Here is a 23,786-nt window from a genome sequence, read left to right on the forward strand (position 1 = left end):
GGCGACAACATCCTGTTTCAGCGCGCTGACAGCGTGGAAGCCGGCTGGCAGGCGGTGCAACCATTCCTCGATGCCTGGAAGAAGGCCGGCGCCAAGGGGCTGAAGGTTTACGAACCCGGCAGTGAAGGACCCGAAGAGGCCAACGCCTTGATGGAACGCGACGGCCGAAACTGGCGGAAGCTGACCTGACCATGGCCGCCGGCGATCCACGCGAGGTCATCACGGTCGCCGATCCGGCGGCGCTTGCGCAAACCGCCGCGGACCGGGTGCTGGCAAGGATTGGCGCGAACAGCGGCCGCGTGGCGATCTGCCTGACCGGCGGATCGAGCCCGAAAAAACTCTATCAGCTGCTCGCGACCGAAACCTATCGAAGCCAGATCCCCTGGGGTCGCGTGCACTGGTTCATCGGCGACGAGCGCTTCGTCCCCGCTGATAATCCCCTCCACAATATGGGCGTGGCGCGGCAGATATTTCTCGATCGCTTCGCGCCGCCGGCCAACATCCATCCGATTCCGACCGGCGCTGCCGATCCCGACGCGGCCGCGCGGCTTTATGAGCGCGAGTTGCAATCGTTCTATGGGGCCGACGCGTTGGGGCCCGCCAAACCCTTGTTCGACATGGTGCTGATGGGCGTCGGGCCCGACGGCCATACCGCGTCGCTGTTTCCGGGCTATCCCGCCGTCGAGGAGACAAGGCGCTGGGTGGTCGGCGTGCCGCAGGCGCATGTCGAGCCGTTTGTGCCACGGGTGACGCTGACCTTGCCCGTTCTCGGCTCCTGCCGTGAAATGCTGTTCGAGATCGGCGGCGCCGACAAGCGCGCGATCCTGACCCGCGTGCTCGATGGCGAGAACCTGCCGGCCAACCGCGCGCGATCCACCGGCGAGACCATCTGGCTGGTGGATCAAGCCGCGCTTCCGGCGAATTCCCGTGAGCGGTGACACTCCCGAAATGCCATGCGCGCTGATCGTGATGGGCGTCTCCGGCTCAGGCAAAAGCACCATTGCGGAAAAATTGGCGCAGCGCCTGAGCTGGACCTACGAGGATGGCGACCGGTTTCATCCCGCGGGCAATGTCGCCAAGATGAGCGCCGGCCATCCCCTGACCGACGAAGACCGCTGGCCGTGGCTGCAAGCCATCGCCAATGAGATCGACCGGGTTTGCAAGTCTGGCGAACACGCCGTAATCGCCTGCTCGGCGCTGAAGCGCAGCTATCGCGACGTGCTGGTGCATGGACGGAGCGACGTTCGCATCGTCTATCTCAACGGCACGCAGCAATTGATCGCGGGCCGCCTCGCCCAGCGCAAAGGCCATTTCATGCCGCCGGGACTGCTCGCCAGCCAGTTCAAAACCCTGGAGCCGCCCGGCATGGATGAAAATCCCGTGACCGTGTCGATTGACGCTTCGGTCGAGGAAATCGTCGATGACACCATTAGCCAAATCGGGCTAAGACCCGGTGCCAGCAGCACGCCGCGCAGGAACCGCACATGACCCGCATCGACCTCGTTGTCTCGGACGTCGACGGCACACTCCTGACCAAGGACAAAATCCTGACCGAGGCCGCGAAAGCCGCGGTGCGGCGGCTGCACGAGGCCGGCATCGGCTTCACCATCACCTCCAGCCGGCCCACGATCGGCATGGGGTTTCTGATCGAGCCGCTGCAAATCACGCTGCCGATCGGGGCTTTCAACGGCAGTTCGATCGTCGATCCGCAACTTGAGCCGATCGAACAGCATCTAATTCCCTTGCCCGCGGTGCATCGCTGCCTCGACCTGCTGAACGAATTCGGGGTCGATATCTGGCTGTTCACCAACGATCTGTGGCTCACCCGCAACGGTAACGGCGAGTATGTCCCGAACGAAAAGCGCGCCAGCCGGTCCGATCCGACCATCGTCGCGGATTTCACGCCCTATCTTTCAGCCGCCTGCAAGATCGTCGGCTCAAGCGCGGACGCGGCCCTGCTGCAACGCTGCGAAGCCGCCATGCAAAAGGCGCTGGGCGCGGAGGCGACCGCGGTGCGCTCGCAAACCTATTACCTCGATGTCACCCCGCCCGGCTGCGACAAGGGTACCTTCGTGCAGGCGATGGCCAAACGCCTCGGCATTGCAACCGACGCCGTCGCCACCATCGGCGACATGCAGAACGATCTGGCGATGTTCCGCAACAGCGGACTTTCCTTCGCGATGGGCAATGCCACCGACGACGTCAAGAAAGTGGCGACCCATGTCACGGCGTCAAATGAGAATGAAGGTTTTGCCGGCGCGATGGAGATGATTTTGAAGGGGAATGGAGCGGGGTAAGTCCGCTCGTCGTCCCGGCGAACGCCGAGACCCATACGCCGTGGCCTCGCGTTGAGGCGCTGTAGCAGATGCCTTGTGCTAACAATCGAATTCGGGGGTTATGGGTCCCGGCGTTCGCCGGGACGACGATAGTTTATTTCCTGCCGCTACTTCGACCGCTGCATCGCCGGCTTATCCACCGACTGCTTCGCATCGTTGAGATTATGCGCGGTATTGATCAGCGCGATATGCGTCAGCGCCTGCGGGAAATTGCCGGTCTGGCGGCCGGCGCCGGAATCGAATTCCTCCGCCAGCAACCCCAGATCGTTCGCGACCGCGACCACGCGGTCGAACAATGCCTGCGCCTTGGCGATCTCGCCGGCCAATACAAAGGCATCGGCAAGCCACAGCGTGCAGGCGAGGAACGCGCCTTCGATCGGCTGCGTTTCATCCGAGATTTCGCGCGGGTCGTGCCGCAGTACGAATCCGTCGCGCATCATGTGTTGTTCGATCGCCGCGAGCGTGCCGCGGACGCGCGGATCGGAGGCGGGAAGGAAACCGACCGACGGCAACAACAGGATGCTGGCATCGAGCCATGGCGAGCCGTAGGACATGACGAAAGAATTCAGCGCGCGATCAAAGCCCTTGTCGCAGACCTCGCGATGGATTTCATCGCGCAGGCGCCGCCAGCGCTCGAGCGGCGCCTTGAAGCCGAATTTTTCGGCGCTCTTGATGCCGCGATCGAACGCGACCCACGTCATCACTTTCGACGACACGTAATGCGCGCCGTCGCCGCGCCGTTCCCAGATGCCGTTATCGGGCTGGTTCCACACTTCGGCCAGATGATCGAGCACCGTGCATTCGAGGTCCCACGTCCCGGCATCGAGTTTCAATTCGGCGACGCGCGACTGATGAAACGCATCGATCAATTCGCCGTAGACATCGAGCTGCAGCTGGGCATGGGCGGCATTGCCGACCCGAACCGGCCGCGCGCCTTCGTAGCCGGGCAACCAGTTCGCTTCCCATTCCAGCAGGCGCCGCTGGCCCATGACGCCGTACATGATCTGCATATTGGCGGGCGATCCCGCCACCGCGCGCAACAGCCAATTGTGCCAGGCGGAGGCTTCGTCGGTGTAGCCGGAGTTCATCAGCGCCAGCAGGGTGAAGGTGGCGTCACGCAGCCAGCAAAACCGGTAGTCCCAGTTGCGGGCCCCTCCCAGCTTCTCCGGCAGCGAGGTCGTGGGCGCCGCGACAATGCCTCCGGTCGGCGCATAAGTCAGCGCCTTCAGCGTGATCAGCGATCGCATCACCAGCTCGGGATGGTCACCCTGATTGGTGCAATGGCCGCACCATTCGGTCCAGAAATCCTCGGTGTCCTGCAAGGCCTGCGCAGGGTTGATGGGCTCGGGCACCGGCAGATGCGAGGGACCGTAGGTGAGCACGAAGGGGATGGTCTCTTCTTCATTCACTTCGAACTCGGCCACCGTGGTCATGTCCTCGCCGCGGGTCTCGACCGGCGTCCGCAGCACCGTCATGTCCGGTCCGCAAATCGCCAGCAGCGCGCCGTCCTCGGTGCGCTTGACCCAGGGAATATCCGCGCCAAACCCGAAACGAATGACGAGCTCCATCCGCAAGCGCACCCGTCCGCGGACGCCGCGCACCAGCCGGACGATGTCGGAGGCTTCGCCGCGCGGCGGCATGAAATCGATGACGGCGACGATGCCGCCCGCGGTCTCAAAGCGCGTTTCCAGGATCAGCGTATTGTCCCGGTAACGGCGCGAGCATTTGATGACGCCTTCGCCGGGGGCGATCAGCCATCGGCCGTTTTTGGGCGTGCCGAGCAATGCCGCGAAGCAGGCTTCCGAATCGAACGCCGGCCAGCACAGCCAGTCGATCGAGCCGTCGCGGCCGACCAATGCCGCGGTCTCGCAGTCGCCGATCAATCCATAGTCTTCGATTCTGCAGGACAATTTTTTATCACCGCTCAAAGTACCGGCGCGTCAGTTCGCGGCGCGCGTCCGTTCCGCCGTCGCGGCCTTGAGGGCGGCAACGTCGATCGCGGCAGCGATCTTGTCGAGCGCCAGCGGCAGCCGCTGCCGCCAGTTCGGATGCTCATTCACGGTACCGGGAATATTGGGCTGGTCGACCACTTCAAGCAGATCCTCCAGCGAGATCGCCAGCAGGCGCGACCCGGTCCGCGCCAGAAAAGCCGCCACCGCGTAGAGATCATGACGGTCGATGGCCTGACGACGCAATACGTCGCCCAGCATCGCCAACGCATGCCACCGGGCGTCGTCGCTTTCGCCGGGATCGATCCCGAGCGAGCGCTTGAGTTTCAGATCGCTGAACGAGCGCCAACCGGCATAGGTCGACAGATCGTGGGTGTTGAAGGTGACGAGGGCGTTGGTTGCATAGTGATCGACATCGCGGAACGCGCCGTGATCGTCGCGCTCGAACATCATCACCTGATAGGACCAGATGCCCCAGTCCGCCATTTTCTCGCGAAAGCCTTCCGGCACGGTGCCGAGATCCTCGCCGATGACCACGCATCGATGCGCCACGCTTTCCTGCGCGGTCGCCGCCAGCAGCGCCTCGAACGGCATCTGCACATAGACACCGTTGTTGGCGGCAAAGCCGTGCGGCACCAGATAAAGCCGCTTCAGGCCCAGCACATGATCGAGCCTGATCGCGCCGGCGTGGCGCATCGAAGCCCGCAGCATCTCCCGATACGGCTCGAAGGATTTGAGCTCCAGGCCGGCGGCATTGAAGCCAGCCAGACCCCAGTTCTGGCCGGCGGTATTCAACGGGTCCGGCGGCGCGCCGACCGCGAGATGACGGGAAATCGCCGCCTGCTCATTCCAGGCATCGAACCCGTCGGACTGCACCCCGACGGCAACGTCAAGATAAAGTCCGACCTTCATACCGAGCTTGACCGCAAGCTCCTTGCAGGCCCGCAATTGCCGGTCGGCCGTCCATTGCACGAATTCGACGAATTCGATTTCCGCGGCATCCGGCCCCTGCCGCAGGGCCGCGCAATTACCCTCGTCAGGCTGCCGCCATGGCTCCGGCCATTCCCACCACGGTCTGTTGAAGGTGTGCCGGAGCGCCTCAAAGCAGGCGAACCGCGACAACAGCGGCGCGCGCTCGGTGCGAAATGCCTCGAAATCCTGCATCCGTCCGGGCGCCGGATGCGTCCGGAACGCCTCGAAAGCCGCGCGCAGCGCCTTCCATTTCAGTTCGGCGACGCCGGTATAATCGACCCTGTCGCCCGCTCGCAGCCGGACGATGGTATCGCCTTTTCCGGCGAGAATGGCGGGCTGGAATTCGGGAATTCTCTCGACATCAATATAGAGCGCATTGAGAAACAACCGGCTGTTCGGCGAATAGGGGCTGCAGTCGGCAGGCCGATCGTCGAATAGAGCGTGCAGCGGATTAAGGCCGATGCCATCGGCCCCCCATTGGCCGGCGAGCCGGATCAGCCCTTCGAGATCGGTGAAGTCCCCGATTCCCCAATTGCGGCTCGAGCGGACCCCGTAAAGCTGCACCGCGACCAGCCAGCTCCGCGCGAAATCGCCGCCGAACGCCTTTGGCGGCGCGACGATCAAAGGCGCCTCTTCCGTGAAGGAGGCGGCGTCGGTCAGATGCAGCCGGTACGACCCCTCCGGCAGATCCGTCGGCCAGACAATCGTGCGATTGCCGGTCTCTGCCGCCGCGATAACCTTGGCCCCCGAAGCGATTTTCCAGCGCAGCGGCAACGTGGCAGCCTCTTTGAGCCTGGTCCACGACGGCTGGCCGGACCTGACCACCACCGCCTCATCGAGAAACCGGTACGGCACCCGCTCCGGCAGGGCATCGAGAATGATTTTCAGCGCCACGGCATCCGTCACATGGCGGTGACCCTGACCGTCCACGAATTCGGTCTGGATTCCCAAGTCTTTGGCTCTGGTGAAAAGGTCCATTCGGCACGCTGTTTGCAGGCAACGATGGGGGATCGTCGCAAATTCCATAGATGCAGGAAGAGGATAGCCTTGTTTAACTGTTCGGCGTCCCCGGTGTTCCCCGGGAACCAATGCCCGGCGAACGGCTTTCTATATATGTCCAGAGCGTCTCCTTTCGCGCAAACGAAATGGGACGTCGTTTCCATGTCGATGGCATCACCGTGAACAAAACAATTCAAACTGTCGAGAGCGCCGTAGCCGGCGCTACTATGCATATTGATTATAACCCCGCCCTGCTCTTTCACTGTCTGGCGTGAGGAGCCCCATGAACCTGATGTCGTCCATCGATGCCAAGGAGCTGCCGGCCACCGCGCTGGACGGCGACGCGCTTTGGTACAAGGACGCCATCATCTATCAGCTCCATGTCAAAGCCTTCGCCGACAGCAACAATGACGGCATCGGCGATTTCGCCGGATTGACCGAGAAACTCGGCTATCTGCAGGAACTCGGCGTCACCGCTTTGTGGCTGCTGCCGTTCTATCCATCGCCCGGCCGGGACGACGGCTACGACATCGCCGACTACGGCGCCATCAATCCCGATTTCGGGACCATGAAGGACTTCCGCCGCTTCATCGTCGAGGCCAAGCGTCGCGGCTTGCGGGTCATTACCGAACTCGTCATCAACCACACCTCCGACCAGCACGACTGGTTCAAGCGCGCCCGCCGCAGCGATCCGAAATCGAGCGCGCGCAACTGGTATGTCTGGAGCGACACCGACCAGAAATATCAGGGCACACGGATCATCTTCACCGATACCGAGAAATCCAACTGGACCTGGGATACCGAGGCCAGCGCCTTCTACTGGCATCGCTTCTTCTCGCACCAGCCCGACCTGAATTTCGACAATCCGCGCGTGGTCAGCGCGCTGGTCCAGGTCATGAAGCGCTGGCTCGATACCGGCGTCGACGGCTTTCGTCTCGATGCCATTCCCTATCTGTGCGAGCGCGACGGCACCAATAACGAGAATCTGCCGGAGACCCACGCCATCATCAGAAAGCTGCGCGCCGAGCTCGACGCCTACGCCAAGGGCAAGGTGCTGCTGGCGGAAGCCAATCAATGGCCGGAGGATGTCCAGGAATATTTCGGCCGCGGCGACGAATGCCACATGGCCTATCACTTCCCGCTGATGCCGCGGATCTACATGGCGATCGCCCAGGAGGATCGCTTTCCCATCACCGACATCCTGCGCCAGACGCCGGATATCCCCGCCAATTGCCAGTGGGCGCTGTTCCTGCGCAACCATGACGAACTGACGCTGGAAATGGTCACCGACGTCGAGCGCGACTATCTGTGGTCGACCTATGCCAACGATCCGCGCGCGCGCATCAATGTCGGCATCCGTCGCCGGCTGGCGCCGCTGATGGACAACGACCGGCGCAAGATCGAGCTGATGAACTCGCTGCTGCTGTCGTTTCCGGGCACGCCGATCATCTATTACGGCGACGAAATCGGCATGGGCGACAATATCTATCTCGGCGACCGCAATGGCGTGCGCACGCCGATGCAATGGTCGCCGGACCGCAATGGCGGGTTCTCCCGCGCCGATCCCGCGCGGCTTTATGCCCCCACCATCATGGACCCGGTCTACGGCTACGAGTCGGTCAATGTCGAGGCGCAGTCGCGCAGCCTTTCTTCCCTGCTGAGCGCCACCAAACGGCTGATTTCGGTTCGCAAATCGACCCTGGCGTTCGGCCGCGGCAGCATGACCTTCATCCGCCCGGTCAATCGGGCGGTGCTCGCCTACGTCCGCAAGCTTGGCGAGGAGGTCATTCTCTGCGTCGCCAACCTGTCACGCTCCGCGCAGGCCACTGAGCTCGATCTTTCGGCCTGGAAGGACCGCATTCCCCTGGAAATGCTGGGCCGCACCCGCTTCCCGGCGATCGGCGAACTGCCCTATATGATCACGCTGGCGCCGTATGGCTTCTACTGGTTTCAGCTCCGCGAGCGCGACAAATCGGATCCCGTCGCCCCTTCCATCGTCCCGGAATTCGAAACCCTCGTGGTACCGCTCGGCGCGACCTGGGTGTCGCTGGCCCGCACCCGCAGCGTGTTCGAACGCGATGTCCTGCCCGGGCATCTGGCGCGGACCCGCTGGTATCCGCAGCGGTCGGCGGAGGCCATTCATCCAACCCTGATCTCGGCCATTCCGTTTTGCGACATTGGCGACAACCGGCCCTGGCTGACCTTCTTTGAAGCGACGGAGCGGGGCGTGACCACGCGCTACGTATTGCCGATGCAGATCGAGTGGATGCGCTTCGATCGCGAGCGCTACAATCCCAACGCATTGGCCGCGGTGCGTCAGGGCGCGCGCGAAGGCACGCTGCTGGACGTTGCGACCGACCGGATCTTCATCGCGCTGCTGCTGCGCAACCTGCGCGAAAACCTGACCGTCGAAGAAAGCAATGTGCGCCTTGAATTCAGACCGACCAGCAAATTCTCCGGCCGGCTGGTCAAGGAACCCGAGCGCATCCGCGTCATTGAGACCGAGCCATGCAGCAGCACCGCGGTGGTGGATAACGACTATGTCTTCAGGCTTTACCGCAAGCTTCAGTCCGGCATCAATCCCGCCATCGAGATCGGCCGGTTTCTGACCGACGTCGCGGACTTTGCCAATACGCCCGCCATGCTCGGCAGCGTGGAACTGGTCGAGGGCAATACCAAAAGCGCCATCGCGATCGTGCATGCCTTTGTTGAAAATCAGGGCGACGGCTGGGCCGTGACCTCCGCCTATCTCGACCGCTTCGTCGAGGAGCAGCGCCTGTTGGCCGCCAGCGAGCAAACCGGCGAAAGCGACGAGCAGACCCCCTATCTGCGTTACATGGCGCAAGCCGGCCGACGCGTCGCCGAAATGCACCTCGCTTTGGCCGGCACTCGCGAATTGGCCGATTTCGCTCCGGAGCCGACCCGGCCCGCGGACGTGCAGCAATGGATCGAAGATACAGCCTCCCTCGCGGGCCGCGTCTTCGACGCGCTGGAACAGCAGCGCGGCGCGATCAGGGAGGCCGATCGTCCGCTCGCTGATCAGGCGCTGGCTCAGCGCGGCGCCTTGTACGACCGCCTGAAGGCGCTGCTTCCACCTGACATCGACGGCCTCAACATCCGCCATCACGGCAACTTCGATCTCAGCCGGATGCTGATCGTCAAGGACGATATCTTCATTATTGGCTTCGAGGGCGAATCCCGCCGGCCACTCGACGAGCGGCGGCGCAAGGCACCCGCGGCGCGCGATGTCGCCGGCCTGATCCGGTCGATCGACTATTCGGCGACAGACGCGCTGGAGCGCGCGCTCAAGCTGGCACCGGATGAACACGGCAGGCTTGGCACGGCCCTCGCGGAATGGCGCGATCGCGCGGCCGCGGCATTTCTTGCCGCCTATCGCGAAATCATGACAAATACGCGTCTATGGCCCGCCGATCCACAGGCCGCCGACCGGATGCTGAATTTCTTTCTGCTTGAAAAAACGCTCACCGAGGTCGAATACGAGTTGTCCCACAGGCCTGAATGGCTGCGTGTCCCACTGAACGGAATGCTTCGCCTGTTGTCGCCGCGTCCCCATGAGGCCTCATGACCAAACTTTCTGCGGAGGCCTATGCGATCGTGGAAGGCCGCCATCCGGATCCGTTTCATTATCTCGGCCTTCATACCGAGGGCGACAAGACCGTGGTGCGCGCGTTCCTGCCGGAGGCCTCGAAGGTCGACGCCATCGACGAGCATGGCGAAGCGGCGGTGCTGGCGCGCATTCACGATGACGGACTGTTCGCTGGCGCGCTTCCGAACGGCTCCAGGCGCTATCAGTTGCGCGCCCGCTTCGGCGAGACCGTGGTCGATCTCGACGACCCCTACCGTTTTCCGCCTGTTCTGACCGACTTCGACCTCTATCTGCTGGGCGAAGGCACCCATCAGCGGCTCTACGACAAGCTTGGCGCGCATCCGATGACGCTGGACGGCGTCGCTGGGGTGGCGTTCGTCGTGCTCGCCCCCAACGCGCGGCGGGTCAGCGTGGTCGGCGATTTCAATTTCTGGAATGCGCGGCGACATCCGATGCGGGTCCGCGGCGTCGGCTATTGGGAATTGTTCGTGCCCCATGCCACCGCAGGCGATCATTACAAATTCGATATTATCGGACCGCAGGGCCAGCATTTGCCGCTGAAGTCCGATCCGTTCGCCTTCGCCGCGGAGATCCGCCCGAACACCGCGTCCATTGTTCTCGATGAGACAAAGCTGCCGCATCCACGTGCCGCCCCCGCCAATGTCAACGCGCTGAGCGCGCCGATGTCGATCTATGAAGTTCATCTCGGTTCGTGGCGGCGCAAGGGCCACAATGAGTGGCTGACCTATCGCGATCTCGCCGAGCAGCTTCCCCGTTATGCCAGGGACCTCGGCTTTACCCATGTGGAATTTCTGCCGGTCAACGAACATCCCTTCGACGGCTCATGGGGCTATCAGCCGACCGGCCTGTACGCGCCCACCAGCCGGTTCGGAACGCCGCAGGATTTTTCTGCGCTGGTCGACGCCTGTCATCGCGAAGGTCTCGGCGTGCTGCTGGATTGGGTCCCCGGGCATTTTCCGGACGACCCGCATGGCCTCGGCAATTTCGACGGCACTTCATTCTACGAGCACGCCAATCCGCTGCAGGGCCGGCATCTCGACTGGGGCACACTGGTCTATAATTACGGCCGTACCGAAATCGTCAATTTCCTGGTATCGAACGCGCTGTTCTGGCTGGAGCGTTACGGCATCGACGGACTGCGGGTCGATGCCGTCGCCTCGATGCTCTATCTCGACTATAGCCGCCCCGCCGGAGGCTGGGTCCCGAACAGACTTGGCGGCCGGGAAAATCTCGATGCCATCGATTTCCTGCGCCGCTTCAACACTGAAGTGTTCGCGCGCTTTCCGCAGGCCACGACAGCCGCCGAAGAGTCGACCGCATGGCCGCAGGTGTCGCGCCCGGTCGAATTTGGCGGGCTCGGCTTTGGCTACAAATGGAATATGGGCTGGATGCACGACACGCTGAACTACATCAGCAAGGATCCGATCCACCGCAGATTTCATCACGGCGACATCCTGTTCGGCCTGCACTACGCGTTTTCGGAAAACTTCATCCTGCCGCTGTCGCATGACGAGGTTGTCCATGGCAAACGCTCGATCCTGGGGCGGATGCCCGGCGACGACTGGCAACGCTTTGCCAATCTGCGCGCCTATTACGCCTTCATGTTCGGCCATCCCGGCAAGAAGCTGATGTTCATGGGCTGCGAATTCGGCCAGGAGCGCGAATGGAATCACGATCGCTCGCTCGACTGGCATCTGCTCGACCAGAAAAAGCACGCCGGGATCCAGACGCTGATCCGCGATCTGAACGAACTCTATCGCGCGCTGCCGGCGCTGCATGAGCTCGATTGCGATCAAGCCGGTTTCGAGTGGGTCGTGACCGACGACGCCGGCGGCAATGTGTTCGCCTGGCTCCGTAACGGCAGGGATGCCCGCGCGCGCTGTCTCGTCGTGGTCAATTTCTCGCCGAACGTCTATTACAATTACCGCGTCAAGGCGCCGCTCGCCGGCAAATGGCGCGAGGTTCTCAATTCGGACTCCGCGCATTACGGCGGCAGCAATGTCGGCAATGTCGGCGAAGTCCATACCCTTGATGGTTTGGTGCCCGAGCTCAATCTCACCATCCCGCCTCTGGCGGCGATATTTCTCGTACCGGAAGGTTGAGCATGCGACTGTCGGCCGGATCGTCCTCACGCCTCGGTGCAAGCTGGGACGGCCGCGGTACCAATTTTGCGCTGTTTTCCGCCAATGCGCAAAAGGTCGAGCTCTGTTTGTTCGACAGTCAGGGACGTCGCGAACTCGAACGCATCGAACTGCCCGAACGCACCGAAGATGTCTGGCACGGTTATCTGAACGACGTCTCGCCCGGACAGCTCTACGGCTATCGCGTGCATGGGCCGTATGAACCCGAGCACGGCCACCGTTTCAACGCCAACAAGCTTCTGCTTGATCCCTATGCCAGGCGGCTTGCCGGGCGGCTGGTATGGAGCGATGCCCATTTCGCCTACCGTACCGGCAGCGCGCGCGAGGACCTCTCGTTCGACCGGCGCGACAATGCCCGTGGCATGCCGAAGGCCGTCGTCGTCGACGAGACCTTCAACTGGGGACGCCGCGAAATGCGCCCCAATATCCCCTGGGAAGACACCATTATCTATGAGGCGCACGTCAAGGGCCTAACCCAGAAACGCGACGACGTGCCGCCCGGACTGCGCGGCACCTATGGCGGCCTGTCCTCGCCGGCGATGATCGAACATCTCAGGCGGCTCGGGGTCACTACCATCGAGCTGTTGCCGATCCACGGCCTGGTCGATGACCGCACGCTGGTCGAAAAGAAGCTGTCGAACTACTGGGGCTACAATACCCTGTCCTTTTTCGCGCCGGAGCCGCGCTATGCGCAGGACAACCCGCTCGACGCCTTTCGCACCACGGTGGCACGGCTGCACGATGCCGGCATCGAGGTGATGCTCGATGTCGTCTATAATCACACCGCCGAGGGCAACCATATGGGCCCGACGCTGTCGTTCCGTGGCATCGACAACGCCTCCTATTACTGGCTGAAGCCGGACAATCCGCGATTTTACGACGATTTCACCGGCTGCGGCAGCTCGGTCAATCTGTCCCATCCGCGCGTCCTGCAGATGGTGATGGATTCACTGCGCTATTGGGTCGAGGTCTGTCACGTCGATGGCTTCCGGTTCGATCTGGCGACGACACTGGCGCGCGGACCGAACGGCTTCGACCGCAATACCGCATTCCTGACCGCGGTCCGGCAAGATCCGGTGCTGTCGTCGGTGAAGCTGGTCGCTGAACCGTGGGACCTCGGCATGGGCGGTTATCAGGTCGGCGGCTTTCCGTCGCAATGGTCGGAGTGGAACGACCGTTATCGCAGCGCCATGCGGCGCTACTGGAGCGGCGAAGGCAGCCTGATCGGCGAAGTATCCAGCCGCATGACCGGCTCGTCCGATCTGTTCAACCATGACGGCCGCGTTCCACGGGCCAGCATCAACCACATCACCGTGCATGACGGCTTCACGCTGGCGGATCTGTTCAGCTACAACGCCAAGCACAACGAGGCCAATGGCGAAGATAATCGCGACGGCGCCAACGACAACCACAGCAACAATTGCGGCCATGAAGGCCCGACCGATGACGCCGCTATTACAGCGCTGCGCCGTCAGCTGCGGAAGAACCAGCTGGCGTGTCTGCTGCTGGCGCAGGGCCTGCCGCTGATTCTGGCCGGCGATGAGGTCGGCAACACCCAGAACGGCAACAACAACGCCTATTGCCAGGACAACGAAACCGGCTGGGTCGGCTGGGAGGGCCTCAACCGCGAAGGCGACGACCTCACCGATTTCATCGGCCACATGACCGACCTGCGCAGGCGCTTTCCGCAAATCCGTGCCCGCCGCTGGCTCGACGGGCGGCGCGCCGACGGATCCTACGGCGTGTTGTGGCTGACGCCGTCAGGTGATGACATGAAGGAGCAGGACTGGAAATTCCCCGAAGGCCGGTTCCTGGCCTATGTGCTGGGGCCGATCGAGCATGGACAGCCGCCGATCTTCATCGTCCTGAACGCCGCCCCCGAAGCGATCACGTTCAAACTGCCGAAAATGCCGGAATACAAAAGCTGGCAGCAACTATTGAACACCGCCGACGTTAAGCAAACCGTGGCGAATTTCGCATCGGGAAGCGAGGCCAAAGCGCCTCCCCGCTCGGTGCTGGCCTTTTCGGGATCGACATGAATGAACGGCATTTCGGCGCAACGCTGACCGCGGACGGCGCATCATTTAGGTTGTGGGCGCCGGCGGCAAAACGCGTCGATCTGCTGCTGGACAAACCTTATCCGTTGCGGCGCGGCGAGGACGGCTGGTTTTCCGCCGACATCTCCGGCACCAGGGCCGGCGCACGCTACAAATTCCGGATCGACGGCGAGATCGATGTTCCCGATCCGGCCTCGGCGTTTCAGCCTGATGACGTCTCGGGCCCGGGCGAGGTGATCGATCACGCGAGCTATCGGTGGCGCGCGGCGGACTGGCGCGGACGCCCATGGCAGGAAACCGTCGTGATCGAAACCCATGTCGGCGCATTCACGCAGGAAGGTACCTACCGGGCCATGATCGATCGGCTCGATCATCTGGTGGCGACCGGCATCACCGCGCTGGAATTGCTTCCGCTGGCGGATTTCGCCGGCGCGCGCAATTGGGGCTATGATGGCGTGCTGTGGTATGCGCCCGACAGCGCCTATGGGCGTCCCGACGATCTCAAGGCGCTGATCGACGAAGCTCATCTGCGCGGGCTGATGGTGTTTCTCGACGTGGTCTATAATCACTTCGGCCCCGAAGGAAATTACCTCGGCCGTTACGCGCCGGGTTTCTTTACGCAGGCGCAGACCCCGTGGGGCAGCGCGATCGATTACCGGGTGGCGCAGGTTCGCGCCTTCGCGATCGAGAATGCGCTGTACTGGTTGAACGAGTACCGCTTTGACGGGCTGCGGCTCGACGCGGTGCATACCATCGCCGAACTCGGTGAAATCTCGATGCTGCACGATCTCAGCGCCGCGGTGGGGGATCTTGCCGCGGCGACCGGCCGTCATATTCATCTGGTGCTCGAGAACGACGACAACCGCGTCAGCGTACTCGATGCCGAGCAGAACCCGCCGCGCGGCAAATATCGGGCGCAGTGGAACGATGACTATCATCACGCCTGGCACGTGCTCTTGACCGGCGAGACCCAGGGCTATTACCGCGACTTTGCGCGCTCGCCGCTGCATGACATCGCGCGGGCCCTGGGCTCCGGCTTTGTCTATCAAGGTGAGGCGTCGGCCCATCGAGATGGTCAATTGCGCGGCGAACCCAGCGGCGGGCTCGCGCCCACCGCCTTCGTCAATTTTCTGCAGAACCACGACCAGATCGGAAACCGCGCCCTCGGCGACCGGCTCGAAGGCACCGCAAGTACCGAGGCGATCGAGGCCGCGCTGGCGATTACCCTGCTGGCGCCGGCGATCCCGATGCTGTTCATGGGCGAAGAATGGGGCTCGAAGGCACCGTTTCCGTTCTTCTGCGATTTCACGGGCGATCTCGCACAGGCCGTTCGCACCGGCCGGCGCCGGGAATACGCCTGGGCCTATGCCAAATATGGCGACGACGTTCCCGATCCGCTGGCGCCATCGACGTTTCAATCCGCCGTTCTGGATTGGGAATCGCGCAACGAAGGGGCTGGACGCAAGCGGCTGGCGCTGGTGCGCGAACTGCTTTCGATCCGCGCGCGCGAGATCGTTCCAAGGCTGGCGGGCGCCCGCTTCGGCGATGCGCGCGCCGCGGACAACGGCCTCTTGACCGCGAGCTGGCATCTGCGCGATGGCGCAACGCTCAAGCTGACGGCGAACCTGTCGAATACCGCGATAGCCCACAAGCCAGGTGAAACAGCCGGCTCCCTGATCTGGGGCGGCACGCCCGGCGACATCGTGCGACCATGGACGGTGTTTTGGCGTCTGGACGCGCGCTGATGCCGCCAGTCATTCCGATCGCGACCTACCGCCTGCAACTCACCGCCGACTTCGATTTCGACGCCGCGACCGCCATTGTTCCCTATCTGAAGGCACTCGGCATCACGCATCTCTATGCCTCGCCCTTCATGAAGGCCCGCAAGGGCAGCAGCCACGGCTATGACGTGGTTGACCACACCAGGATCAATCCGGAACTCGGCGGCGATGCCGGCTTCGATCGGTTGAGTGAGGCGCTGCGGCAGCACGACCTCGGTCTCATTCTCGATTTCGTTCCCAATCATGTCGGCGTGCATTTCGCGGACAATCCCTGGTGGCTTGACGTGCTGGAATGGGGCGAGGCCTCGCCACACGCGGTGTCCTTCGACATTGACTGGGAGCTGCTGCCGTATCGCGCTCGCGGCGGAGTGCTGCTGCCGATCATCGGCTCGTCCTACGGACAGGCACTGGAAAAGGGCGAGATCGAACTGCGCTACGACGCCAGCGAAGGCAGCTTTTCGGCCTGGTATTTCGAACATCGCCTGCCGATCGCACCCGAGCGTTACAGCGAGATTCTCCGCGCCATAGCGAAGGAAGCCGGAGCGGAGAACAGCGATGCGGGCAAACGGATTCTCGAACTCGCGTCGCGCTACAAGGGATTGCGTCATCCCAATCGAAAGGAAGCGCCTGCCTTCAAGGTTGAGATCAAAGACATCGCCGGGAGCGCCGACCTGATCGCGCGCGGGCTCGCCGCCTATCGGGCCGGCCCGGAGCGCGCCGCCCAGACGCTTTCGCTGCACCATCTGCTCGAACGCCAGCACTACAGGCTTGGCCACTGGCGTCTCGCCTCCAGCGACATCAACTACCGGCGCTTCTTTGACGTCAATACGCTGGCGGGATTGCGGGTCGAGGACGCCGGCACGTTCAATGCCGCGCATCGCCTGGTCAGAAGGCTGATCGCGGAAGGCAGGCTTCAAGGGTTGCGGCTCGATCACATCGACGGCCTGCGCGATCCCGTGCAATATTTCCAGCGGCTGCGCCGTCTGATCCGCGACGCACAGGGCAACACCAAAAAGACGTTCTACGTGGTGGTCGAGAAGATTCTCGGCGACCATGAAGACCTGCATCGCTTCACCGGCGTCCACGGCACCACCGGTTACGAATGGCTGAATACCATCACCAGGGTGCTGATTGACGGCAAGGGGCTGGAGCCGCTCGACGAGATCTGGCGGCAGATCAGCAATACGTCGCCCAAACTGGCGCCGGTCTTGATGGACGCCAAACGCAGGGTTCTCGAGACACTGCTGACCAGCGAATTCACGGTGCTGGCACGGCTGCTCGCGCGCATTGCCGCGGGTCATTACTCCACGCGCGACTTTGCCGCCGACAGCCTGCGGCAGGCACTTGAACTCTATGTCCTGCATTTTCCGATCTATCGGACCTATCTTTCGCAAGCCGGTGCTTCCAGCAATGACCGTGCGTTGATCATCGAAACCATCGAACAGGCGCGCGCCGACTGGTTCGCAGCCGACGAGGGGATTTTCGATTTTCTGCGCGATACGTTGACGATGGACTTGATCAAGCCGGAGCGCGCGCTGCACAGCCCGCCTCGGGTGCGGCGCTTCGCGCTGAAGGTGCAACAGTTTACCGGTCCTCTGATGGCGAAGTCGCTGGAGGACACGGCGTTCTATCGCTACCACCGCCTGCTCGCCCTCAACGAGGTCGGCGGCGACCCGTCGGCACCGGCACTTTCCATCAATGCCTTTCACGCGGCCATGACCATTCGCGCCAGCGATTGGCCGCATGGCATGACGGCGACCGCGACGCACGACACCAAACGCGGCGAGGATGCCCGCGCCCGGTTGATGGCGCTGACCGAGATTCCCGGCGAATGGACCAGCGCCGTGGCACGGTGGAAGATTCTCAACGCGCCGCACCTCGTCATCGAAGGCGGCATGCGCGCGCCCTCCGCGACGTCCGAATATATGCTGTATCAGGCACTGCTCGGCGCCTGGCCGCTCGGCCAACACGATGACGCGCTTTGTGAACGGATGCAGGCCTATGCGGTGAAGGCGGCGCGCGAGGGCAAGCAGGAAACCAGCTGGCTCAATCCCGACGAAGCCTACGAGGCCGGCCTGCAAACCTTCATCGCACGGATTCTGGACCGCTCGATTTCCGCCGAATTCGTCGCCTCGCTGGAAAATATGGCGCAGCGTGTCGCGCTGCTGGGCGCGCTGAATTCGCTCGGCCAGATCACGCTGAAGGCCACGATGCCGGGCATGCCCGACTTCTACCAGGGCACGGAATTCTGGGACCTGTCGCTGGTCGATCCCGACAACCGGCGGCCGGTGGATTTTGCCAACCGCGCAGCCGTGCTGGCGTCGATCGAGAAGCCCGACTGGCAAGACCTCGCCCAGCACTGGCCGGACGGCCATATCAAGCTGGCCTGGACCCGCCATCTGCTGAAACTGCGCACTGAACTGGCCGAGGTGTTCGCGCGCGGCGATTACGAACCTCTTGAAGTCAGCGGACCGCACCGCGATCACATCATCGCCTTCATCCGCCGCCGAGGCCGCAACGCCGCGATCACGGTCGTCGCAAAATCCTTCGTCCCGTTTTCGCAAGGCGGCCGGGTCTGGCCCCGGGCGGAAGCCTTCGACGCGACGCTGAACCTGAACGGCTATGCCGTGCATGGTCTCCCCAGCGAGACCTATGCGGTGCCCCTTTCCGCCCTGTTTCGCCATCTGCCGGTCGCGGTGTTGAAGGCCAGAGTTGCCGGCGCCGCGAAGCCGGCGCGTAAACGCCCGCGGGTCTGACGCACGATAAGGTTTCAGCTCCGTTTGGTCAGCAGCAGGTGGCCGCGATTCCTGATCGCGACCTGCGCTACTTCTGCAAATCGCTGCAACAGCCACGGCAGCGTGACCTCCAGCCGGACGTGATCGTCCGCAATATCAAGATGGCCCGACGCCGGCTGCCCCAGCGCGCGCACGCGAAACACCATGCGATCGCCCTCCCATCTCTCCTCGTCGACTTTCAGCACCGGCATGCTGGCGGCGGCGCGCGTCAATCCCGCCTTGAGCCGGCGGGTCGCCTCTTCGCGGCCAAGGCGATGCGGAATCGAAACGATGAGAGGTGCGGACATAATTCGATATCTCCTGGTGCAACGCATATAATTCCGCATTGGCCGGGCAACAGTAGAGACCAAGTCAATGGCCGCCTGAAAATGGAACCTTATGGGTTCCCGTTTGTTTTTCCAGCCGATGGCAGCGCAACAGGTGCCGACTGCCCGGCTGGAGGAGACGTTAGATGTCCATTGGAACGATCATTCTTATTATTCTCGTGATTGCATTGCTTGGCGGCTTCAGCGGCATCGGCGGCGGACCGTTCTACGGCACCGGATATTATGGCGGCGGCGGACTGGGCCTTGTGGTCGTGATCCTGCTGATACTGCTGTTGCTGGGAAGATTGTAAACTTCGCTCCAACTTTGAGCCGTCATCACCCGCGAAAGCGGGTGATCCAGTACGCCGCGCTGGCGATATCAAATTTCAAGTGCTGCGGAATACTGGATACTCCGCTTTCGCGGAGTATGACGACCGTTTTTCCCATCCTCATTTCCGCGCATCCAGCTTCCTGATCGCAGCCTTGATCGATGACGCCGCGCCGTCATAACCGTCCCACGCCTTGGTTTTGGCGAGCAGCGGCGGCACGGTGCGAACGGTGTAGCGCTTCGGGTCGAGATCGCCGCGTACCTGCGCCCATGTCAGCGGCATCGAGACGGTGGCGCCTGCGCGCGCCCGTGGCGACAGCACCGCGACCGCGGTCGCCATGCGGTCGTTGCGCAGATAATCCAGGAAGATCTTTCCCTGGCGCAGCTTCTTCGACATGTTGAGCAGATAGCGCTCGGGATTTTCATCAGCCATCCACTGGCAAACGCCTTGCGCAAACGCTTTGGCCTCCTTCCACGTCACCCTGTCCTTGGCGCCATGCGCCAGCGGCGTCACCACATGGAGTCCCTTGCCGCCCGTGGTCTTGCAGAAGCTCTCCAGGCCAAGGTCGGCGAGATGCTGGCGCATATCCTTCGCTGCCTCGACGACTTCAGAAAACGCGACCTCCGGCGCCGGATCGAGGTCGAACACCAGCCGCCCCGGAATATCCGGCGCATCCGGCACGCAATTCCACGGATGCAGTTCGACGCCACCGCTCTGCGCCACCGCGGCCAAACCCTCGACGCGATCGATCTGCAGATAGGGCTTGCGATCGCCGGAGACTTTGACGAGCGTCAATAGCTTCGACGTGCCCGTCATCGCATGGCGCTGAAAGAAAATCTCGCCGCCGATACCATCAGGCGCGCGCACCACCGAACACGGCCGCCCCTTCAGATGGTCGATCGTCCAGTCGCCCACCGCTTCGAAATAGCGGGCCAGATCGAGCTTGGTCACGCTTGCGCCGTCACCGCCATCGGGCCACAGCGCCTTTTCGGGCTTGGAGATCACCACGCCCATCACTTCGGCGGAGTTGCCCGCGGACGGCTTTGACGGCGCCTTGCCGGTGGGGTTCGCTGATCTGGTCATGGCCGGCTTCTCCGCCTTTACCTCGCCCGCCGGCTTGTCCTGGCGCAGCCCCTTGAACGCGGCCTGCCGGATATTGCCGCCATCAGTCCAGCCGGCGAATTCGATTTCGGCGACGAGTTTGGGCTTCAGCCAATGCACGTCACGGGTTTTGGCCGGTGCATCCTTGCCGCCGAACGGGCTCGTGTCCGAAGCCGCTGCCTTCAGCAACGGCATCAGGCGCCTGACCTTGTCCTGCCCGAATCCAGTGCCGACCAGCCCGACAAAGGCCAGATGATCGCCGCGCATGACGCCCGCCATCAGCGAGCGGAATTTGCCGTGGGTGGTTTTCCATCCGCCCAGCACGACCTCATGTCCGGGGCGGCACTTCGTCTTGGTCCAGTTCTCGGAGCGGCCGGAACGATAGGGTGAGCTCAGCTTCTTGGAGACGATCCCCTCCAGCGACAGCTTGAGCGCCGATTGCAGCACGGCGTCACCGTCCCCCTCGAAATGTGCGACATAGCGGATCAGTTTTGATTTGCCCTTGGATCGCGCCTCGAGCAGCTGCTGCAATTGTGCCTTGCGTTCGACAAGCGGCAGCGCACGAAGATCCATTGCATCGGCGAACAACAGATCGAACGCGTAGAAAATGAGATCGTCGGTCTTGCCGTCGGCAAGCGCGGCCTGCAGGCTGGAAAAGTCCGGCGTGCCATTGGCGTCGAGCGCGACGATCTCGCCATCGATCAGCCCATCGGGCAGCGCGCTGGCTTCCCTGGCGATGGCGCCGAACTTGTCGGTCCAGTCCAGACCTTTGCGGGTCTTCAAAACAGCCTTGCCGCGCTCGACGCGCAATTGCACGCGGTAGCCGTCGAATTTGATCTCATGGCACCATCCCTCGGCACTGGGCGGGCGATCGACCGGGGTACAGAGCTGCGGTGCAATGAAGTCCGGCAGCGCCGCGACCTTCTTGGCTTTCTGTGATGGAGAGGGCGCGGATTTCCTGTGCTTGTTTGCGGCGCGCGCGTCCGCGGCATCGCCACGGTTTGAATTCCACACCGCGTCGGCTTTCACCGCACTGGATTTGGCCGTCATGAACGGCTTCGGCGCTTTGCCCTTGCCCGCGGCGATCTGCGCCATGGTCCGCCCGGATGCGACGGACTGATCGGCGTCCAGAATCGTGTTGGCTTTGCCTTCTTTGGCAAATTCATCGCGGTGCTTGATCAGGAGCCAGTTGGTGCGTTTGCCGCCGTCGCGGTCGTGGCGCATGCGCACCAGTACCCAGCCGCCACCGAGCTTTTCGCCGTGCAGCGTGAACTTCAGATCGCCCTTCTTGAAGCCTTTTTCCGGGTCATCGGATTCCCAATAGCCGCGATCCCAGAGCTGCACGGTGCCGCCGCCATACTGGCCCTCGGGAATGGTGCCTTCGAAATCGCCGTAGTCGAGCGGATGATCTTCCACCTCCACCGCCAGCCGCTTGTCGTGTGGATCGAGCGAGGGGCCGCGGGTGACCGCCCAGGATTTGAAGACGCCGTCGAATTCGAGCCGCAAATCATAATGCAGCCTGGTCGCATCATGCTTCTGGATCACAAACCGCCGCCGCGTCGACGGCGCCACCTTGGCGTCGCCGCTGGGCTCCGCGGTCTTTTCGAAATCGCGTTTCTTCCGGTAATCGGAGAGGCTTTTTAAAGACACGATCAAATCCCGTCCCGGGGAAGCATCGGGGCTACGCATTAAAACATCCCGGCGATTGTAATGCCCTGGCGAACGAACCCGCAAGGCGAACCGAGAGCGTCATTGCGAGCCAACGGGTCGGGCGAATGCCCGCCCCATGACAGGCTCCGCGAAGCAATCCATAGCCGAGGACGTCACAATGGATATGGATTGCTTCGTCGCTTTGCTCCTCGCAATGACGATCTCAGCTATTTCTTCGCCTTGCGCTTCTTGACGGTCTTTCTTTTCGCGGTCTTCCTGGGGACTTTCAGTCCCGCCGCCCTGGCCTCGGAAAGACCGATCGCAATCGCCTGCTTGCGGCTGGTGACCTTGCGGCCGGACCGGCCGTTCTTCAGAGTCCCGGCCTTGCGCTTTTTCATCACCCGCTCGACATCAGCGGAGGCTTGTTTCGAATATTTCCGTGCCATGATGGTTCTCCCGGTTGCGGGAAAATAATCTTGGCCGCTGGAGATGGTTCCCGTGAGACCGGGCCTCGTCACTGGCTAGGCCAGGGGCTTCCGATTCAATTTTCAAAGAGCCTATTCTGACGTCGTCGCCCGGCTTGACCGGGCGATCCAGTATTCCAGAGGCCGTTCGTGCATATACGAGACGTCACGGCGTACTGGATGCCCCGCTTGAAGCGGGGCATGACGACCGAGGAACATGACTCCGCCCTCCCGCAGCGCAATGCGCCCGAAGTCATGCGTGAATCTCTCGCCCCGAAAACAAAGGGCGTGGGGAATGCCGGGTGCTCGATGCACCCGCAGCCGCGCGTGTAGAAAGTAACACGCGCGTTAGTCACCACGGATACACCGGTTCACCCGGCATTCCCGCACGCAATGGTTTTAACGGTTTCCTTCGTGCTCTCCCCGGTGATCGGGCTTTGTTGTCACCGTCGCCGGCGGAAACCTATTCCACCGACTTGACGCCAGCGTCGAGGCGTCAGGACCACACGACTTCGCCGTCCACGTCAGCGCCGTTCGTCAAAGGCGCCACCGTGTCCACCGCTTCCCGCACCAACGTCCGTGACGATCGCGAAACGCCCCTCAAGTGGGACGGGATGGCGGAAATTATGGAAGTGATTTGGGGCAGGCGCGAAGGGATTTATTTTTTGGAGCAGGACTGGACAGGTGGAATCACGTTGATCCCGCAGGAGAATTTTTTCTCCAGGCGCATGCGGAAAAAAACGGCGTCGGTGCACTTATCCCACAACGGCGAACACTACGGATGAACAACGAAGACATCCTCGGCATGCTTGATAGGTCAGCGGCGAAAACGCTCAAACGTCTTACCGCATAAGGCGACGCGTTCTCACATTGCGGTGATAGCGGGATCGCGGCACCTCGGTGTGAAATACTTCACAGACAACCTAAAGGATGTGCGCGACTTTCGTCGTGGTCATCGGGGACGCCCTGATCCTCAGGCGCCTCGTCGATGTCGACTGAAGCTGCCGCGCATTCGCGGATCGGAGAGGAGAAAGCCTATGAAAGCCGAAGTGCGAGTTGTGAAATCCGGACAAGGGGGCAAACCGCTGGTCCAGGTCGCTATCGACAGCAAAGCCACTCCCGAGCAAATCGGAACCATGCTCCGGTCCGTGTACTCGAACGCCTCGGTCTATCGCGCCGGAGGCATTCGCGAATGCCTGACCTGCAAGTCCGGGATCGACGTTGCCGTCGTCGAGGCGTTCGGCGAATCCATCACCGTGGAAAACTAACAGGTGAACGG

The 23,786-nt window shown here is 62.6% G+C and carries 16 protein-coding genes and 1 pseudogene; 12 read left to right on the plus strand and 5 right to left on the minus strand.

Annotated elements, in window-relative coordinates; translation table 11 throughout:
- The 4 genes and pseudogenes from ABR948_RS07045 to ABR948_RS07060 all read left to right on the plus strand — a co-directional run.
- A pseudogene (locus ABR948_RS07045) lies at positions 1-189 on the plus strand (glucose-6-phosphate dehydrogenase); the annotation flags it as partial.
- Positions 190-191: 2 nt separating this feature from the next.
- On the plus strand, positions 192-938 hold the full coding sequence (gene pgl / locus ABR948_RS07050) for a 6-phosphogluconolactonase (RefSeq protein ID WP_428115065.1): 747 nt from the start codon (positions 192-194) through the stop codon (positions 936-938).
- A gap of 31 nt (positions 939-969) precedes the next feature.
- Positions 970-1,488 (plus strand): gluconokinase, encoded by a 519-nt coding sequence (locus ABR948_RS07055; RefSeq protein WP_428115124.1) that lies wholly within the window; start codon positions 970-972, stop codon positions 1,486-1,488.
- Positions 1,485-2,297: a Cof-type HAD-IIB family hydrolase gene (locus tag ABR948_RS07060; protein ID WP_428115068.1), complete on the plus strand. Its 813-nt coding sequence runs from the start codon at positions 1,485-1,487 to the stop codon at positions 2,295-2,297. Before ABR948_RS07055 ends, ABR948_RS07060 begins: the two co-directional genes overlap by 4 nt.
- A 146-nt stretch (positions 2,298-2,443) precedes the next feature.
- Here the strand turns inward: ABR948_RS07060 and ABR948_RS07065 are convergent, their stop codons facing one another.
- Positions 2,444-4,246, minus strand: coding sequence for a glycoside hydrolase family 15 protein (locus tag ABR948_RS07065; protein WP_428115070.1), 1,803 nt, complete (start codon positions 4,244-4,246; stop codon positions 2,444-2,446).
- Positions 4,247-4,276: 30 nt separating this feature from the next.
- Positions 4,277-6,235, minus strand: coding sequence for a 4-alpha-glucanotransferase (gene malQ / locus ABR948_RS07070; protein ID WP_428115073.1), 1,959 nt, complete (start codon positions 6,233-6,235; stop codon positions 4,277-4,279).
- A 304-nt stretch (positions 6,236-6,539) separates the two neighbouring features.
- Here malQ and treS point away from each other — a divergent pair, with 304 nt between their 5' ends.
- From treS to treY, 5 genes are read left to right on the plus strand one after another with little or no spacing between them, the layout of a single operon-like run.
- Entirely contained in the window at positions 6,540-9,842 is a 3,303-nt protein-coding gene (gene treS / locus ABR948_RS07075) for a maltose alpha-D-glucosyltransferase (protein ID WP_428115075.1), read from the plus strand.
- Positions 9,839-11,986, plus strand: a complete 2,148-nt coding sequence (gene glgB, locus ABR948_RS07080) for a 1,4-alpha-glucan branching protein GlgB (RefSeq protein WP_428115077.1) — start codon at positions 9,839-9,841, stop codon at positions 11,984-11,986. Before treS ends, glgB begins: the two co-directional genes overlap by 4 nt.
- 2 nt (positions 11,987-11,988) lie before the next feature.
- On the plus strand, positions 11,989-14,064 hold the full coding sequence (gene glgX / locus ABR948_RS07085) for a glycogen debranching protein GlgX (RefSeq protein WP_428115079.1): 2,076 nt from the start codon (positions 11,989-11,991) through the stop codon (positions 14,062-14,064).
- The gene (treZ, locus tag ABR948_RS07090; RefSeq protein WP_428115082.1) at positions 14,061-15,827 is read left to right on the plus strand and encodes a malto-oligosyltrehalose trehalohydrolase; all 1,767 of its coding nucleotides are present in this window, start codon (positions 14,061-14,063) and stop codon (positions 15,825-15,827) included. The genes glgX and treZ overlap by 4 nt, the downstream gene beginning before the upstream one ends.
- On the plus strand, positions 15,827-18,619 hold the full coding sequence (gene treY / locus ABR948_RS07095) for a malto-oligosyltrehalose synthase (RefSeq protein ID WP_428115085.1): 2,793 nt from the start codon (positions 15,827-15,829) through the stop codon (positions 18,617-18,619). Before treZ ends, treY begins: the two co-directional genes overlap by 1 nt.
- Before the next feature lie 14 nt (positions 18,620-18,633).
- On the opposite strand, the gene ABR948_RS07100 is transcribed toward treY, so the two are convergent.
- Entirely contained in the window at positions 18,634-18,945 is a 312-nt protein-coding gene (locus ABR948_RS07100; protein ID WP_428115087.1) for a polyhydroxyalkanoic acid system family protein, read from the minus strand.
- A gap of 164 nt (positions 18,946-19,109) precedes the next feature.
- Between ABR948_RS07100 and ABR948_RS07105 the strand changes: the two genes are divergently transcribed.
- Positions 19,110-19,274 carry a DUF3309 family protein gene (locus ABR948_RS07105; protein ID WP_079564563.1) on the plus strand — a complete coding sequence of 55 codons (165 nt, stop codon included), beginning with the start codon at positions 19,110-19,112 and terminating at the stop codon, positions 19,272-19,274.
- A gap of 138 nt (positions 19,275-19,412) precedes the next feature.
- Here the strand turns inward: ABR948_RS07105 and ligD are convergent, their stop codons facing one another.
- Together ligD and ABR948_RS07115 are read right to left on the minus strand one after the other, a co-directional pair.
- Positions 19,413-22,043: a DNA ligase D gene (gene ligD, locus ABR948_RS07110; RefSeq protein ID WP_428115091.1), complete on the minus strand. Its 2,631-nt coding sequence runs from the start codon at positions 22,041-22,043 to the stop codon at positions 19,413-19,415.
- A 227-nt stretch (positions 22,044-22,270) separates the two neighbouring features.
- Positions 22,271-22,489, minus strand: a complete 219-nt coding sequence (locus ABR948_RS07115) for a DUF6496 domain-containing protein (RefSeq protein ID WP_428115093.1) — start codon at positions 22,487-22,489, stop codon at positions 22,271-22,273.
- Between the two features lie 320 nt (positions 22,490-22,809).
- Between ABR948_RS07115 and ABR948_RS07120 the strand changes: the two genes are divergently transcribed.
- Both ABR948_RS07120 and ABR948_RS07125 read left to right on the plus strand, forming a co-directional pair.
- Positions 22,810-23,292 (plus strand): hypothetical protein, encoded by a 483-nt coding sequence (locus tag ABR948_RS07120; RefSeq protein ID WP_428115096.1) that lies wholly within the window; start codon positions 22,810-22,812, stop codon positions 23,290-23,292.
- 252 nt (positions 23,293-23,544) lie between these two features.
- The gene (locus ABR948_RS07125) at positions 23,545-23,775 is read left to right on the plus strand and encodes a hypothetical protein (protein ID WP_428115098.1); all 231 of its coding nucleotides are present in this window, start codon (positions 23,545-23,547) and stop codon (positions 23,773-23,775) included.
- Positions 23,776-23,786 lie beyond the last annotated feature (11 nt).

Source organism: Bradyrhizobium sp., assembly GCF_050014615.1.
Classification (GTDB): domain Bacteria; phylum Pseudomonadota; class Alphaproteobacteria; order Rhizobiales; family Xanthobacteraceae; genus Bradyrhizobium.